Source organism: Streptomyces sp. NPDC088746, assembly GCF_044751065.1.
Taxonomy (GTDB): domain Bacteria; phylum Actinomycetota; class Actinomycetes; order Streptomycetales; family Streptomycetaceae; genus Streptomyces.
The window spans coordinates 537231-552907 of the sequence record NZ_JBIVLA010000003.1; the positions used below are offsets into that span (position 1 = coordinate 537231).

Below are 15677 nucleotides of genomic sequence, written 5' to 3' on the forward strand. Positions count from 1 at the left end.
CGCTCAGATCCCCGGGCTGCCCGCGCCCCCAGGGTGGTTGAGCATCCGGGACAGCACCGCCCGCTGAAGGGGCCTGGCCTCGGCATGGCGGGACCGGCCGGTCTCCGTCAGCTCGACTCGCACGCCTCGGCGGTCCTCGCTGCACATCGCCCGGCGCACGAGGCCGTCCCTCTCCAGCCGCGCGACGAGACGCGACAGCGCACTCTGGCTGAGATGGACCCGCGAAGCGATCTCCTGCACGCGGAGACAGCCGTCGCCGCCCTCCGCACCGGCTTCCGCGAGGATGTCCAGGACCTCGAAGTCACTGGCTCCCAGGCCGTGCCGGTCCAGCGCCCGGTCCAGCTCACCCAGGGTCCTGGCGTGCAGTGCGAGCATCTCGCGCCACTCGCCGACGAGCGCCTGCTCGGACTTCTTCGCTGCCATGACCGCACGCTAGCAGAGGCGCGGATCATTCATGCGCGCACATTAAATGCATACGCATCAGAACGTTCCGAGGTCGCGTCCGAGGGTGGCGGGAGCGGCAGGGGGTCGCGGGGTACTGCGGAAATCGCGCGGAAACGCATCCTTGCCGCCGGCCTCGGCTCCTGTGACACTTCGGACATGTCGCGACGCACCCGGGCGGAACGGGACGCCATGACCGTGGAGATCGGCTACGCCCTGGTCAGCGCAGCCGTGGTGGCCGCGGCCGCCTTCGCCGGGGTCTGCCTCCCCGCGCTGCTCCTCCAACTGCCGTCCGGCGCCGAACGCGTGCTGTTCCGGGTGGGGCCGTGCTCGGCGCGCTGGTGTTCGCCCTCCGGGTGGTGCACGTGCTCCGGCACTTCCCCGGCGCGGCCGAGGAGGGGCGGCTGCCGGCCGATCAGCCGAGCCAGCCGGGCCGCACGAGCCCCGACTCGTAGGCCAGCACGACGAGTTGCGCCCTGTCCCGGGTGCCCAGCTTGACCATGGCGCGGCTGACGTGGGTCTTCGCGGTGAGCGGGCTGACGACGAGCCTGCGGGCGATCTCCTCGTTGGAGAGGCCCATACCGACCAGGGCCATGACCTCCCGCTCACGTTCGGTCAGTTCGTCCAGGACCGTCGCCGCCGCGGGCGCCTTGGAGCGGGCCGCGAACTCCGCGATGAGCCGCCGGGTGACTCCCGGCGACAACAGGGCGTCCCCGGCCACCACCGCACGGACCGCGCGCAGCAGTTCGTCCGGTTCGGTGTCCTTGACCAGGAATCCGGAGGCTCCGGAGCGGATCGCCTCGAAGACGTACTCGTCGAGTTCGAACGTGGTGAGCATGACCACCCTCACCTCGCGGAGGGCCGGGTCGTCGGTGATCGCCCGGGTCGCCGCCAGACCGTCCAGCTTCGGCATCCGGATGTCCATGAGCACGGTGTCGGGGCGCAGTTCGCGCACGAGGCGTACGGCCTCCGCCCCGTCGGCGGCCTCACCGGCCACCTCGATGTCCGGCTGGGCGTCCAGAAGCGCCCGGAACCCTGCCCGGACCAGCAGCTGGTCGTCGGCGAGCAGTACGCGGATCACGTCGCCCCCTGCGTTCCCGTCTCGTCCCCTGCGGCGGTACCGCCCCGGCCGGGCCGCAGCGGGAGTTCCGCCGTGACACGGAATCCGCCGCCGGGGCGGGGCCCCGCGTCGATCGTGCCACCCAGGGCCGCGGCCCGCTCCCGCATGCCGATGAGTCCGTTGCCGCTGCCTCCGGCGTCGTCGCCCGTGGCCGGCCCCTCGTCGTCGACCAGCAGGCCGAGGTGATCGGCGCCGTACGCGATCCGTACACGTGCGGTACGCGATCCGGAGTGCCGCACCACATTCGTCAGGGCCTCCTGCACGATGCGGAAGGCGGCGAGGTCGGTGCCGGGCGGGACCGGCCCCCGTGCGCCGTCCGTTTCGACGGTCACGGTGAGCCCCGCTCCCGCGGCCTGGTCGACCAGTTCGGGCAGGCGGTCGAGGCCTGGGGCCGGGGCCCGGGGGGCGTCGCCGGGGGTCCGGAGGTTCTCCAGCACCTGGCGCACCTCGCCGAGCGCCTCCTTGCTGGCGGACTTGATCGTGGTGAGTGCAGTACGGGCCTGCTCAGGGTCGGAGTCGAGCAGGGCCAGCCCGACCCCCGCCTGCACGTTGATGACGGAAATGCTGTGGGCCAGGACGTCGTGGAGTTCACGGGCCATGCGCAGCCGCTCCTCGTCGGCCCGCCGCTTCTCCGCGGCCTCCCGCTCCGCCCTGGCCGCCGCCCACTGCTCACGGCGCACCCGGAGGAGTTCGGCCGCGGCGACGACGGCCACGACCCAGGCGGTGATGAACGCCTCCTGGGCCCAGGGAGCCGGGCCGTCGCCGTCCGGCGGCAGCCATCGGTACAGCCGGTGCGCGACCAGCAGGTGCCCCGCCCAGAGGGTGCCCAGCGACCACCACGCCGCTTTGCGGTGCCCCGACACGATGGCGCTGAAGCAGCCGACGGCGACGGCGAGGAAGACCGGTCCGTACGGATACCCGAGGCCGAGATAGACGAGCGTGGCGGCGGATGTGCCGGCCACCGCGACGACGGGGTGGCGGTGGCGCACGAGCAGCACGGCGACCGCGGCGAGGAGCAGCAGCCGGGCGACGAGGCCGAGCGGTTCGCGGTCCTGGCCGTGCGCGGCGACGGTGGTCCCCACCATCACGATCACGCCGAGGACGACGGTCGACGGCCATGGCAGCCGGTCGCCGCGCCCTCCCCGGCCGGCGAACCTCCCCAGGCCACCGGGCCCCTCCCCGCCGTCGTGCCGTCCGCGCCACGGGGGGCCGAGGCCGGCCCGTCGGCCTCCCGGCCCCCGGCGGTGGCCGGCCGCCGCACCCGGGTGCGCTCGCTGATCCTGCATACCGGCCACGCTAGACGCGCGGACCCTTGGCGCACGTCAGCCGGGCGTGGTGGTCCCACGTACTCCCTGCGGAGTACCCGTCCGGGGCGCCGCCCCCGCCTGGCCGGGCGCGCGCCCCGGGCACGCCCCTCATGACTTCCCCGCGCCGCGTCAGCCCGCACCTCCGGCACCGGCGGAGCGGCCGTCCAGCAGGCCGACCGAGCGCCCGAGCTCGTGAACGGCGTGCCGGAAGAACTGTTCGCGTGCCTCGACCACGCGGTTGAACTGACCGAAGAGTTCGAAGGAGATCAGCCCGAAGAGCTGTGCCCACGCGGCCACCAGGGCCACCACGACGGCGGGCGGCAGGTCCTCGGCCAGGTCGGCCGCCATCCGTGCGCCCTCGGTGCGCAGTCCGGCATCCCGCGGGGGGACGGCGAGGCCCTCGGCGAGGTAGGCGTCGCGTACGAGGCCGATCAGGGCCTGGCCCACACGGGAGGCGGGACCGACGGTGTCCTGCGGGGCGGTGTAACCGGGGACCGGCGAACCGAAGATCAGCGCGTACTCATGGGGGTGGGCAAGAGCCCAGTCGCGTACGGCGCAGGCGACCGCCAGCCAGCGGGCCGGGTGGGAAACGGCCGGGGCGCCCGCCATGCCGCGCGCCGCCGCCTCCGCGGCTTCGCCCACCGCGTCGTAGGCGTCGACGATGAGCGCCGTCAGCAGGTCGTCGCGGCTGGGGAAGTAGCGGTAGAGCGCGGAGGACACCATGCCGAGCTCGCGGGCGACGGCTCGCAGGGAGAGCTTCGCGGCGCCTTCGGCGGCGAGCTGTCTCCTGGCCTCGTCCTTGATCGCCGCGGTGACTTCGATGCGGGCGCGTTCTCGGGCTCCTCGAATGGTGCTCATCGCTTCAGTCTGCCACGCGATCGGAGCACTGAACATAAACGAGAGCAGTGCTCTTGCTTTGGCGCACCGCATTCGTGCACACTGATCTCAAGCGAGAGCACCGCTCTCCCAACGACACCCGCCGGCAGGAGCCACCCATGTCGCAGCAGCCGTACTACCTCCAGGCCAACACCTTCGCCCAGCGGATGAACGGAGTCGTCGGCTGGCTCGCACGGCACGGCGTCAGCCTCCTCGGCTCCGCCGAGATGTCGGTACGGGGCCGTAAGAGCGGCCGGATGCAGCGCATCCCCGTCAACCCCCACCACCACGACGGCGCCCAGTACCTGGTCTCCGCCCGCGGCCACTCCCAGTGGGTGCGCAACATGCGCGTGGCCGGAGGCGGAGAGCTGAAGGTCGGCCGGAAGGTCCGTGCCTTCACCGCCGTGGAGATCGCCGACGACGAGCAGAAGGTGCGGATCGTCCGCGCCTATCTGAAGCGCTGGGGCTGGGAGGTCAACCAGTACTTCCAGGGCATCACGGCGAAGTCGACCGACGCCGAGCTCCTGGCCGCCTGCCCCGACCACCCGGTCTTCCGGATCACGGTCGAGAGCTGACCCCGCCCGACCCCTGGCGGTCCATCACATGCATCGCCCGCTGTGCCAGCGGATGCGTGCGGACCAGCTCGGCCAGTGACGTCGTCCCCCGGGTGACCCCCGCGAACGCGTTCCAGGCGGGGCGGAAGCCCGTCAGCACCGCGTGCAGGACCCCCGGGCGGCGCTCGAACAGCCTGAGCATGCGGCGTCCGACGCTCATCTCCACACCCAGGCCCGCCTTGATCGCGAACGCGTAGTTGAGCGCCTGCCGGCGGGCGTCGACCGCGTCGTGCGACTCCGCGATCCGCACGGCCCATTCGCCCGCGAGCCGCCCGGACCGCAGGGCGAAGGAGATGCCCTCCCTGGTCCAGGGTTCCAGCAGCCCGGCCGCGTCGCCACAGACCACGACCCGTCCACGGGACAGCGGCGAGTCGTCGCTGCGGCACCGGGTCAGGTGGCCGGAGGAGACCGTGGGCTCGAACCCTGCGAGGCCCAGGCGTCCGACGAAGTCCTCCAGATACCGCTTGGTCCCCGCACCGTCGCCGCGCGCCGAGATGACGCCGACGGTCAGTGTGTCGCCCTTGGGGAAGACCCAGCCGTAACTTCCGGGCATCGGGCCCCAGTCGATGAGCACCCGGCCCGCCCAGTCCTCGGCGACCGTCTCCGGGACGGGGATCTCCACCTCGAGCCCGAGGTCCACCTGGTCGAGCTTCACGCCGACGTGAGCCCCTATGCGGCCGGCACTGCCGTCCGCGCCGACGACGGCCCGGGCGAGCACCGTCTCCCCGCCGGCCAGCACGACGGCGACCGTGCGCCGGTCGGGCACGGCCGTGCCGTGCTGCTCCACCCGCGTCACCGCCGCGCCCGTACGCAGCTCGGCACCGGCCTTCTGGGCCTGTTCCACCAGCCCTGCGTCGAACTCCGGCCGGTTGATCAGCCCGAAGAGCATCCGCTTGGACCTGCGGGTGCGCGACAGCTTCCCGTTGAGCGAGAAGGTGACCGCGTGGATCCTGTCCTTCAGGGGGAGTTCGAACCCGGGGGGCAGGGAGTCCCGCGAGTACCCGATGATTCCACCGCCGCACGTCTTGTAACGGGGGATCTCCGCCTTCTCCAGCAACAGCACCCGACGGCCTGCGACGGCCGCCGCGTACGCCGCGGAAGCTCCGGCCGGGCCCGCGCCGACCACGACGACGTCCCATACCGAGGACTCCTGCGGTACCGACGACGTCTCATCCGGCTCACGTCCGGCGTCTGCGTTCTCGCTGCTCACGATGTGCTTCTGCTCCTGATCCGACCAGTGGCCCCAGCTGCTCACGGCATCCTACGGCGCGTCGCGGCCGAACTCCGCTGTGGGAGGATCAGCCATGAATTCGTTGTACACGCGTCGCCGCGTCCACGGCGTCGCCCCCGGCCGCGTACACACCGCGCCACAGTCCTAACGTCGCACCCACGAGGAGCGTGCCCATGACCGCCCGTCCGATTTCAGAGACCGTCGCCTCGCTGATGCCCCGCGCGAAAGCGGAGCTCGCCGAGCTGGTGGCCTTCCGGTCGGTGGCGGACCCCGCACAGTTCCCCCGGAGCGAGTGCGAGGCGGCCGCCGGCTGGGTCGCGGACGCGCTGCGCGCCGAGGGCTTCCAGGACGTCGCACTGCTTGACACCCCCGACGGAACCCAGTCGGTGTACGGCTACCTGCCGGGCCCGCCCGGCTCGCCCACCGTGCTGCTCTACGCGCACTACGACGTGCAGCCGCCGCTGGACGAGTCCGCCTGGCTCTCCCCGCCGTTCGAGCTGACCGAGCGTGACGGCCGCTGGTTCGGCCGGGGTACGGCGGACTGCAAGGGCGGCTTCATCATGCACCTGCTCGCGGTGCGCGCCCTCATGGCGAACGGCGGCGTCCCGGTGTCCGTCAAGGTGATCGCGGAGGGCTCGGAGGAGCAGGGCACGGGGGGCCTCGAGCGGTACGCCGAGGCGCACCCGGAGCTGCTGGCCGCCGACTCGATCGTCATCGGTGACGCGGGCAACTTCCGCGTCGGGCTGCCCACCGTCACCGCGACGCTGCGCGGTATGACCATGCTGCGGGTGCGGCTGGACACCCTCGAAGGGAACCTGCACTCCGGACAGTTCGGCGGCGCCGCTCCCGACGCCCTGGCCGCGATGATCCAGCTGCTGGCGTCCCTGCGGGCCGAGGACGGCACGACCACGGTCGACGGACTGACGGCGGACGCGGAGTGGGACGGACTGCAGTACCCGGAGAGCGAGTTCCGCGACGACGCCAAGGTGCTCGACGGCGTGGGGCTCATCGGCACGGGTACGGTCGCCGACCGCATCTGGGCGCGGCCCGCGGTGACCGTCATCGGCATCGACTGCCCGCCGGTGGTCGGCGCCACTCCGTCGCTCCAGGCGAGCGCCCGGGCGCAGATCAGTCTGCGGGTGCCGCCGGGCCACGACGCCTCCGAGGCGACGAAGCTGCTGACCGCCCACCTCGAGTCGCACGCCCCCTGGGGAGCTCGCGTCTCCGTCGAACAGGTCGGCCAGGGCCAGCCGTTCCGCGCCGACGTCACCAGCCCCGCCTACGCCTCGATGGCCGAGGCCATGCGGCTCGCCTACCCGGGTGAGGAGATGCAGACCTCCGGCATGGGGGGCTCCATCCCGCTCTGCAACACCCTGGCCGCGCTGTACCCCCAGGCCGAGATCCTGCTCATCGGGCTGAGCGAGCCCGAGGCCCAGATCCACGCGGTGAACGAGAGCGTGTCGCCGGAGGAGCTGGAGAGGCTCTCGGTCGCCGAGGCGCTGTTCCTGCGCAACTACGCGGAGTCCAGGAACGGCTGAGGGCCGCGCCCGCCCCCGGTACGCGCTGAGCGAAGTCGCCCGGAGCAGAACTCCGGGCGGCGGGCCGCCCGCCGTCCGTACGTTGACCGTATGGACCGTGTCGAGGTACTCCCGCAGCTGCACATGTTCCGCTTCCGGATCGGCCAGGCGTATCTCTGGCGTGACGGCGCGGACCTGACATTGATCGACGCCGGTGATGTGCACGCGGCGGCCGCCGTCGAGGACGGCATACGGGGGCTCGGTGCGGACCCGGCCGGGATCCGGCGCATCGTCCTCACCCACGGCCACCCCGATCACTACGGCGCCGCCCAGGAGCTGGCGGACCGGTACGGCGCCGAGATCCTGGCGCACCGCCTGGACGCCCCGGTGGTCCGGGGCGAGGAGCGCATGTCCGATCCCGACCTGCACGACTGGGAGCGGCCCCTGTACGCCCATGCGCTGACGGTCCCCGAGGCGCCGCCCACCCGGGTCGACCGCGAGCTGGAGGACGGCGACGAGCTCCCGTTCGGGGGCGGGGCACGGGTGGTCCACTCCCCCGGTCACACCCCCGGCTCGATCGCCGTGCACCTGCCCCGCCACGCCGTGCTGTTCACCGGGGACACCGTGGCGGGGGTGGACCGGGTGATGCCGGGTGTGTTCAACACGGACCACGCACAGGCCCGGGCGTCCTTCCACCGGCTGGCCGCCCTCCGTCCGGTCGTCGCCTGCTTCGGCCACGGTGACCCGCTCACCACCGACGCGGCGACCGTCCTGCGGTCCGCCGCGCGGTGAACGGCGGCCCGCAGGACGCTACCGGCCGCCCACGGGCACTCCGGCCTCCAGATTCAGCACGGTGGACCGCTCACGGGCGCGCAGTGCCCAGCGGAGCCTCTCGAAGCGGGTCGGCGGGAGCAGGCCGGCCGCCTCCTCCTCGGTGACGAACCGCCAGCCGCGCAGCTCCGAACCCGGCAGCAGCAGCCGCGCGGCGTCCTCGCCCCGCAGCCGGCCGCCGTCGAACAGGAAGCGCAGTCCTCCGTACGCGGGCGGCTTCGGCGCCTCCCAGTCGATCACCAGGAGCCCCGGCACCCTGTCCAGGTGGAGCCCCAGCTCCTCGGCGACCTCTCGTATCCCGGCCTGGGCGGGAGCCTCTCCGGCCTCCACCACGCCCCCGGGGAACTCCCAGCCGGGCTTGTAGGTGGGGTCGACGAGCAGCACCCGGTCCTGCTCGTCGAAGAGCAGCACCCCGGACGCGACGGTCTCCGCACGCGGTTCGGGGGTCTGGACGATGCCGCACTCCCCTGCCTCGCCGGTGCGCAGGGCTTCGGCTATCCGCTCGGCCGTCTCGTACGGGGTGAGGGCGCTGGTGTCGATGGTGTGGGCGTCCGCGGTGATCCATCCGAGGGCCGCCCGGTAGGGCTCGATGTGCTCGTAGGCCCATTGCCGGACGCGCTCGCTGTGCTCGGGGTCGTCGGCGAATTCCTCGCGCTGGGCGATCCGGCTCCGCAGGATCGTTTCCTCAGGTGAGAGCAGTACATGACGCACCGGTATGCGCCGGGAGGCGAGCCCGCCGAATATCTCGTCGCGGTACTCCTGCCTCAGCAGTGTCATCGGCACGACCAGCACCCCGGAGAGTTCCGCGAGGAGCGCGGCGGCCGTGTCGACCACCAGGCGCCGCCATATCGGCAGGTCCTGGAAGTCGGTCACCTCGGCGAGCTTCTTCTGGGGCAGGAGCCGACGCAGTCCCCCGCCGATCAGCCCGGGGTCGTAGAAGGTGCTGTTCGGGATCAGATCGATCAGTTCGCACGCGGCGCTGGTCTTGCCCGCACTGAACGCACCGTTGATCCAGACGATCACGGGTCCCCCTCTTCCGTAGCCCCCTGTGGCTTGCCCGCAACACCCCGCTCCGGAAACCCCGCAGGGGCGACGCGGTTGCGCCGGCGCGGACGCCGGGGGGCGTCCCACTGTACGAACCGGGCCCGGGGCACCGCCGTAACGAGTGACGGCCGGACGTCGTTGGAGCGGACAGTCACTGGAACGACGAGGGGATGCGCGGTGCGCCGCACGGTACTTGGGCAGTTTCCCGCGGGAGGGCCACGGGGCAGCCGGCCCGCTGAGGAGTTCGCCGCCGCCCGCCGCGGAGAGGGCATGGCCGCCGAGGTGGTGATGGACCTGGAGCAGGACGCCTTCCTGGTGGTGGTGCCCCAGCAGCCGACGGACCGGGGCCGCTGACCGGGCGGCCCGGCCGGTCCTACGGGGTGGCTACGGCCCGCACGCCGTTCGAGGCGCCGTGGCGGACCGTCGAAGCCGCGGCCGCCGCACCGACCAGTCCCGCGTCGGTGCCCATCACCGCGGAGGTCACGGTGAGGTCCTGGACGAAGGACAGCGTGGCGTAGTCGCGCAGGGACCTGCGCAGCGGCGCGAAGAGCACCTCGCCCGCTCCGGCCACTCCCCCGCCGACCACCGCGATGTCGATGTCCGTCAGGGTGGCGGTGGCGGCGATCCCGGCGGCGAGAGCCTGGGCGGCCCGTTCGAAGGAAGCGACGGCGACGGGGTCCCCCGCCCGCGCGGCGGCGGCCACCGCGGCGGCCGTGGCATCGCCGTCCGGGCCGGGGCGCCAGCCGTTCTCCAGGGCCCGCCTGGCGATGTTCGGCCCGCTGGCGATGCGCTCCACGCAGCCGCGCGCGCCGCAGGGGCAGGGGTCGCCGTCCAGGTCGACACTGATGTGGCCGATGTGACCGGCGTTGCCCGAGGGACCAGGGTGAAGCTTTCCACCGAGTACGAGACCGCCGCCGACACCGGTGGAGACGACCAGGCACAGCGCGTTGTCATAACCCCGGGCGGCACCCAGCCAGTGCTCGGCAGCCGTCATCGCGACCCCGTCACCGACGAGTGTGACCGGCAGCCCGCCGGTTGCCGCGGCCACCCGGTCCACCAGCGGGAAACCGCGCCAGCCGGGGACGTTGACCGGGCTGACCGTGCCGGCCGAGGCGTCCACGGGCCCCGCGCTCCCGATGCCGACCGCGCCCGCCCGGTGCCACAGCGGGGAGGCCGCCAGCTCCGCCAGGACGTCGCTCACCGCGCCCATCACGGCCTCGGCACCCTCGCGGGCCGGTGTGGGGCGCTGCGCCCTTGCGAGAAGGGATCCGCCGCCGTCCACCAACGCTCCGGCGATCTTGGTACCGCCGATGTCGAGCGCGATGACGAGGTCGGTATGCATCGGTGTGGACTCTCCGGAGGGGGTGAGGCGCAGGACCTGCGACTTCAGTCAGATGATGCTCCTAGTCTCCATTCTCTTGACAACGTTGTCCAGGGCCTATGCTCGACGCCACAGCACCCGGCCCCCTCCCGGCACCGCCGAAGGGGGCCGGAATCACCCGTTCCCGACGTCAGGACAGCGCACCGTGGCCGAGACCGCCCGCCATTCCGAGTCCCGCTACGGCAACAGGCCGACCATGAAGGACGTGGCAGCCCGTGCCGGAGTAGGCCTCAAGACGGTCTCACGCGTGGTGAACAGCGAGCCCGGAGTCACCCCCGACACCGAACGCCGCGTCCAGGAGGCCATCGAGGCGCTCGGTTTCCGCCGCAACGACAGCGCGCGCGTCCTGCGCAAGGGCCGCACCGCGTCGATCGGCCTCGTGCTGGAGGACCTCGCGGACCCCTTCTACGGTCCGCTGAGCCGCGCCGTGGAGGAGGTGGCCCGCGCGCATGGCGCGCTGCTGATCAACGGCTCCAGCGCGGAGGACCCGGAGCGCGAGCAGGAGCTCGTCCTCGCGCTCTGCGCCCGCCGGGTGGACGGCCTCATCGTGATCCCTGCGGGCGACGACCACCGCTATCTGGAGCCGGAGATGAAGGCCGGCATCGCCACCGTGTTCGTCGACCGCCCGGCGGGCCGGGTCGACGCGGACATGGTCCTGTCGGACAGTTTCGGCGGGGCGCGCGCGGGCGTCGCCCACCTGGTCGCGCACGGCCACCGCAGGATCGGCTTCATCGGTGACCAGCCGCGCATCCACACCGCGACGGAACGACTGCGCGGCTACCACGCGGCCCTGGCCGACGCGGGGATCGAGGTGGAGGACGCCTGGGTCTCCCTGGGCCCGACCGACCCGGCCCGGGTCAGGTCCGCCGCCGAGGCCATGCTGGCCGGGCCCGAGCCGGTGACGGCCCTCTTCGCGGGCAACAACCGCGTGACGGTCACCGCCGTCCGCGTACTGGCCGAGTGCGAACGCCGGATCGCCCTGGTCGGCTTCGACGACATCGAGCTGGCCGACCTGCTCGGCATCACGGTGATCTCGCAGGACGCCGCCGCGGTGGGCCGCACCGCGGCGGAGCACCTGTTCCGCCGCCTCGACGGCGCCGCTCACGCCCCCGCGCGGGTGGAGCTCCCGACGCGGCTCATCCCGCGCGGCTCGGGGGAGCTCCCGCCCGCGTGAACGCCCGGGGCGAATGAGCCCCGGGCGTTCCGGACGGGAGACCTCAGGGGGCCGTCACGGTCAGCCCGCCGCGCCGGGGCGAGGCGAAGCCGTCGAGGTCCGCGCGGCTCAGACCGGTGAGATCCGTGACCTCCGTGGTGTCCAGGGCGCCGCAGTCGATGCCGCGGAGCAGATAGCCGCTCAGCGCCTTCGCGGTGGCGGGCTCGTCCATGACGTCCCCGCCGGCCTTGGCCACATAGGCGGCGAGCCGGGACGCGGCCTGGCCGAGGCCCTCACGGTAGAAGCCGTAGACGGCGGCGTAGCGGGTGGGCAGGTGGCCCGGGTGCATGTCCCAGCCCTGGTAGTAGGCGCGGGCCAGAGCGCGGCGGGTGAGGCCGTGGTGCAGGCGCCAGGCGTCGTGGACCTGCTGGGTGGGGCCGACCGGGAGCACGTTCGTGGAACCGTCGCAGACCCGCACGCCGGTGCCCGCGGCGGCGACCTGCATGACGGCCTTGGCGTGGTCGGCGGCGGGATGGTCACTGGCCTGGTAGGCGGGGCTGACACCGACACAGGCGCTGTAGTCGAAGGTCCCGTAGTGCAGACCGGTCGCCCGGCCCCGGGCGGCGTCGATCATGCGGGCCACCGCGGCGGTCCCGTCCGCCGCCAGGATGGACTGGCTGGTCTCGATCTGGATCTCGAACCCGAGGCGGCCGGAGGGCAGACCGTGGGTCTCCTCGAAGGCCTCGAGCAGCCGCACGAAAGCGGTGACCTGCTCGGGGTACGTCACCTTGGGGAGCGTCAGCACGAGCCCCTCGGGAAGGCCTCCTGCCCGCATCAGGCCGGTGAGGAAGATGTCCGTGGTGCGGATGCCCCGGTCGCGTACGGCGGCTTCCATGCACTTCATCCGGATCCCCATGTACGGAGCCGCGGTGCCGTCGGCGTACGCCTCGGCCACCAGGCGCGCCGCGCGGGCGGCGGCCTCGTCCTCCTCCGCGTCGGGGCGCGGGCCGTACCCGTCCTCGAAGTCGATCCGCAGGTCCTCGACCGGCTCACGCTCCAGCTTGGCGCGTACGCGGTCGTGGACCGGCTCCGCGAGCTCCTGCGGGATGCCGAGGACCGAGGCGAGGGCGGCGGCGTCGGGGGCGTGCTCGTCCAGCGCCGCGAGCGCCTGGTCGCCCCAGGTGCGGAGGGTCGTGGGGGTGAAGCCGTCCGCGGGCACGTAGACGGTGTGGACGGGCTGGCGTGTGCCCGGGTCTCCTGGGTACCGGCGGGCGAGTTCGGCGTCCACCGACGTGAGGGAGGCGCTGATCTCCTCGCCGACCGTGCCGGCGAGGCTCGTCGCCACCTTCTCCTGCTGACCCATGACCGTACCCTCCACGTTCAGTGTTTCCGCTTCCCGGAATTCTTCATCCGCATAGTGAAGTTATAAGTCCCCGCTCCCCGCGTCAATGGTGATCGGAAAGAGCCCGGGGCCGCGCGGTGAGAACACCACGCGGCCCCGGGCCTTCGTACGGGCAGAGCTCCTGCCGGGTCAGCCCTTGCGGGTCTTGACCTCGTCGGTGAGCTGCGGGACGACGTCGAAGAGGTCGCCGACCACGCCGTAGTCGACGAGGTCGAAGATCGGGGCCTCGGCGTCCTTGTTGACCGCGACGATGGTCTTCGAGGTCTGCATGCCGGCCCGGTGCTGGATCGCGCCCGAGATGCCGGAGGCGATGTACAGCTGCGGGGACACGCTCTTGCCGGTCTGGCCGACCTGGTTGGTGTGCGGGTACCAGCCGGCGTCGACCGCGGCACGCGAGGCACCGACGGCCGCACCGAGGGAGTCGGCGAGCGCCTCGATGATCGCGAAGTTCTCGGCGCCGTTGACGCCGCGTCCGCCGGAGACGACGATCGCGGCCTCGGTCAGCTCCGGACGCCCGGTCGACTCACGCGGGGTGCGCGAGAGGACCTTCGTGCCGGTGGCCGTGGCGGAGAAGGAGACCGTGAGGGCCTCCACGGCGCCCGTGGCCGGGGCGGCCTCGACGGCGGCCGAGTTCGGCTTGACCGTGATGACCGGGGTGCCCTTGGAGACACGGGACTTGGTGGTGTACGAGGCGGCGAACGCCGACTGCGTGGCGACCGGGCCGGAGTCACCGGCCTCCAGGTCGACGGCGTCGGTGATGATGCCGGAGCCGATGCGGAGCGCGAGACGGGCCGCGATCTCCTTGGCCTCGGCCGAGGAGGGCAGCAGCACGGCGACCGGCGAGACCGCGTCGTACGCCGCCTGGAGCGCGTCCACCTTCGGCACGACGAGGTAGTCGGCGAACTCCGGAGCATCAGCGGTCAGGACCTTGACCGCACCGTGCTCGGCGAGCGCGGCGGCGGTGTCGGCGGCACCCTTGCCCAGGGCGAGCGCGACGGGCTCGCCGATGCGGCGGGCGAGCGTCAGCAGCTCCAGGGTGGGCTTGCGGACGGCACCGTCCACGTGGTCGACATAGACGAGAACTTCAGCCATGGGACTTCAATCTCCTGCGTGCGAAAGAGGCGGGGCGGCGATGGGGACGGGCGGGGCTCAGATGAACTTCTGGCCCGCGAGGAACTCGGCCAGCTGCTTGCCGCCCTCGCCCTCGTCCTTGACGATCGTGCCCGCGGTGCGGGCGGGACGCTCGGCCGCGGAGTCGACCGCGGTCCAGGAGCCGCCCAGGCCGACCTCGTCCGCCTCGATCTCCAGGTCCTCGAGGTCCAGGGACTCGACCGGCTTCTTCTTCGCCGCCATGATGCCCTTGAACGACGGGTAGCGGGCCTCGCCCGACTGGTCGGTCACGGAGACCACGGCCGGCAGGGACGCCTCGAGCTGCTCGGACGCGGAATCGCCGTCGCGGCGGCCCTTCACGGTGCCGCCGTCGACCGAGACCTCGGAGAGGAGCGTGACCTGCGGGACGCCGAGGCGCTCCGCGAGCAGGGCCGGGAGCACGCCCATGGTGCCGTCCGTCGACGCCATGCCGCAGATGACCAGGTCGTAACCGGTCTTCTCGACAGCCTTGGCCAGGACCAGGGAGGTGCCGATGACGTCGGTGCCGTGCAGGTCGTCGTCCTCGACGTGGACGGCCTTGTCGGCGCCCATCGACAGCGCCTTGCGCAGCGCGTCCTTGGCGTCCTCGGGGCCCACCGTGAGCACGGTGATCTCCGCGTCGTCCGCCTCGTCGGCGATCTGCAGTGCCTGCTCGACCGCGTACTCGTCGAGCTCCGACAGCAGACCGTCGACGTCGTCACGGTCCAGGGTCAGGTCATCGGCGAAGTGCCGGTCGCCGGTGGCGTCGGGCACGTACTTCACACAGACAACGATCCTCAAGCTCACGCCGGCTCTCCTACTGCATCGTCATTTCTGGGCTGCCTTGTTGCACGCAGCATAGGCGCCTTGTCGGGCGGTTTCCGGTCGGGGCGACCCGGCTCCCGGCCAAAATATTACTCGTCAGTACACCCAGTACATTACCCATAAGCAAGCGCTTGGAACTGTGACATAGCCAACGGGCCCGGGTCCGGCCCCGCCTTGCTCGTCCTCAGTCTCGCAGAGCCGTGAAACGCCCCTCGTGGTAGACCAGCGGCCTGCCGCCCCGCGACGGATCCCCGGCCACGACCTCGGCGATCACGATGCGGTGGTCCCCCGCCGGGATCCGGGCCACCACCCGGCAGACCATCCAGGCGACCACGCCCCCGAGCAGCGGGACCCCCTCGGGGCCCCTGCTCCAGTCGGTGGACGGCCCGAACCGGTCGGCACCGCTGCGGGCGAAGGTCGCGGCGAGCTCCCGCTGGTCCTCGCCGAGTATGTGGACGCCCACGTGCTCCGCCTCCGCTACGACGGGCCAACTGGAGGACGAGGTGCCCACACCGAAGGAGACGAGCGGGGGTTCGGCGGCGACGGAGTTGAGCGAGGTGGCGGTGAAGCCGACCGGCCCCGAGCCTGCGGCGGTGATCACCGCGACCCCGGCGGCATGCCGGCGGAAGACGGAGCGGAGGAGTTCGGGGGAAGCCGTCCGGGTGGTGCCGAGATCGGGCGAGGCCGTCATGGGGAGTCCTTCTGCGAGGGGGCGGTACGGGGCCGTGGGGTCTTCAGGCACCCGGACAGCGCGCACCCGCGTGGCGCACGAGGTCGACATGGACCCGGCCGGAGAGAAGGAGTTCT

16 protein-coding genes and 1 pseudogene are annotated in these 15677 nt (G+C 72.5%); 6 read left to right on the plus strand and 11 right to left on the minus strand.

The window, feature by feature from the left end; all coding sequences use genetic code 11:
* Positions 1–3: 3 nt before the first annotated feature.
* Positions 4–423 carry a MarR family transcriptional regulator gene (locus ACIP63_RS16850; RefSeq protein ID WP_401516293.1) on the minus strand — a complete coding sequence of 140 codons (420 nt, stop codon included), beginning with the start codon at positions 421–423 and terminating at the stop codon, positions 4–6.
* Positions 424–600: 177 nt separating this feature from the next.
* On the opposite strand from ACIP63_RS16850, the pseudogene ACIP63_RS16855 reads away from it, so the two are divergent.
* Positions 601–896: pseudogene (locus ACIP63_RS16855) on the plus strand (DUF6332 family protein).
* Here ACIP63_RS16855 and ACIP63_RS16860 read toward each other — a convergent pair.
* From ACIP63_RS16860 to ACIP63_RS16870, 3 genes are all read right to left on the minus strand, one after another.
* Complete coding sequence (locus ACIP63_RS16860) at positions 857–1522, minus strand: response regulator (RefSeq protein WP_401516294.1); 666 nt, start codon at positions 1520–1522, stop codon at positions 857–859. The pseudogene ACIP63_RS16855 and the gene ACIP63_RS16860 overlap by 40 nt on opposite strands.
* The gene (locus ACIP63_RS16865; RefSeq protein WP_401516295.1) at positions 1519–2847 is read right to left on the minus strand and encodes a sensor histidine kinase; all 1329 of its coding nucleotides are present in this window, start codon (positions 2845–2847) and stop codon (positions 1519–1521) included. The genes ACIP63_RS16860 and ACIP63_RS16865 overlap by 4 nt, the downstream gene beginning before the upstream one ends.
* A 150-nt stretch (positions 2848–2997) precedes the next feature.
* Complete coding sequence (locus ACIP63_RS16870; RefSeq protein ID WP_401516297.1) at positions 2998–3726, minus strand: TetR/AcrR family transcriptional regulator; 729 nt, start codon at positions 3724–3726, stop codon at positions 2998–3000.
* Positions 3727–3863: 137 nt separating this feature from the next.
* On the opposite strand from ACIP63_RS16870, the gene ACIP63_RS16875 reads away from it, so the two are divergent.
* A complete protein-coding gene (locus ACIP63_RS16875; RefSeq protein ID WP_401516298.1) occupies positions 3864–4319 on the plus strand; it encodes a nitroreductase family deazaflavin-dependent oxidoreductase in 456 nt (151 codons plus the stop codon).
* On the opposite strand, the gene ACIP63_RS16880 is transcribed toward ACIP63_RS16875, so the two are convergent.
* Positions 4303–5568 carry a geranylgeranyl reductase family protein gene (locus tag ACIP63_RS16880; protein WP_401516915.1) on the minus strand — a complete coding sequence of 422 codons (1266 nt, stop codon included), beginning with the start codon at positions 5566–5568 and terminating at the stop codon, positions 4303–4305. The two genes, ACIP63_RS16875 and ACIP63_RS16880, sit on opposite strands and share 17 nt — an antisense overlap.
* 194 nt (positions 5569–5762) lie before the next feature.
* On the opposite strand from ACIP63_RS16880, the gene ACIP63_RS16885 reads away from it, so the two are divergent.
* Complete coding sequence (locus tag ACIP63_RS16885; protein ID WP_401516300.1) at positions 5763–7127, plus strand: dipeptidase; 1365 nt, start codon at positions 5763–5765, stop codon at positions 7125–7127.
* Positions 7128–7217: 90 nt separating this feature from the next.
* On the plus strand, positions 7218–7898 hold the full coding sequence (locus tag ACIP63_RS16890; protein ID WP_401516302.1) for an MBL fold metallo-hydrolase: 681 nt from the start codon (positions 7218–7220) through the stop codon (positions 7896–7898).
* Positions 7899–7916: 18 nt separating this feature from the next.
* Here ACIP63_RS16890 and ACIP63_RS16895 read toward each other — a convergent pair whose 3' ends face one another.
* Entirely contained in the window at positions 7917–8960 is a 1044-nt protein-coding gene (locus ACIP63_RS16895; protein ID WP_401516303.1) for an NUDIX domain-containing protein, read from the minus strand.
* A 198-nt stretch (positions 8961–9158) separates the two neighbouring features.
* Between ACIP63_RS16895 and ACIP63_RS16900 the strand changes: the two genes are divergently transcribed.
* The gene (locus ACIP63_RS16900) at positions 9159–9335 is read left to right on the plus strand and encodes a hypothetical protein (RefSeq protein ID WP_362929842.1); all 177 of its coding nucleotides are present in this window, start codon (positions 9159–9161) and stop codon (positions 9333–9335) included.
* A gap of 19 nt (positions 9336–9354) precedes the next feature.
* On the opposite strand, the gene ACIP63_RS16905 is transcribed toward ACIP63_RS16900, so the two are convergent.
* Positions 9355–10323 carry an ROK family protein gene (locus ACIP63_RS16905; protein WP_401516305.1) on the minus strand — a complete coding sequence of 323 codons (969 nt, stop codon included), beginning with the start codon at positions 10321–10323 and terminating at the stop codon, positions 9355–9357.
* Positions 10324–10507: 184 nt separating this feature from the next.
* Here ACIP63_RS16905 and ACIP63_RS16910 point away from each other — a divergent pair, with 184 nt between their 5' ends.
* Positions 10508–11536, plus strand: coding sequence for a LacI family DNA-binding transcriptional regulator (locus ACIP63_RS16910; protein ID WP_104790888.1), 1029 nt, complete (start codon positions 10508–10510; stop codon positions 11534–11536).
* 43 nt (positions 11537–11579) lie between these two features.
* On the opposite strand, the gene ACIP63_RS16915 is transcribed toward ACIP63_RS16910, so the two are convergent.
* From ACIP63_RS16915 to ACIP63_RS16930, 4 genes are all read right to left on the minus strand, one after another.
* Positions 11580–12878: a DUF6986 family protein gene (locus ACIP63_RS16915; RefSeq protein ID WP_401516307.1), complete on the minus strand. Its 1299-nt coding sequence runs from the start codon at positions 12876–12878 to the stop codon at positions 11580–11582.
* Positions 12879–13046: 168 nt separating this feature from the next.
* Positions 13047–14009, minus strand: coding sequence for an electron transfer flavoprotein subunit alpha/FixB family protein (locus ACIP63_RS16920; RefSeq protein ID WP_401516308.1), 963 nt, complete (start codon positions 14007–14009; stop codon positions 13047–13049).
* A 57-nt stretch (positions 14010–14066) separates the two neighbouring features.
* Positions 14067–14852, minus strand: a complete 786-nt coding sequence (locus ACIP63_RS16925) for an electron transfer flavoprotein subunit beta/FixA family protein (protein ID WP_033305351.1) — start codon at positions 14850–14852, stop codon at positions 14067–14069.
* A gap of 202 nt (positions 14853–15054) precedes the next feature.
* Positions 15055–15561, minus strand: coding sequence for a flavin reductase family protein (locus tag ACIP63_RS16930; protein ID WP_401516310.1), 507 nt, complete (start codon positions 15559–15561; stop codon positions 15055–15057).
* Positions 15562–15677 lie beyond the last annotated feature (116 nt).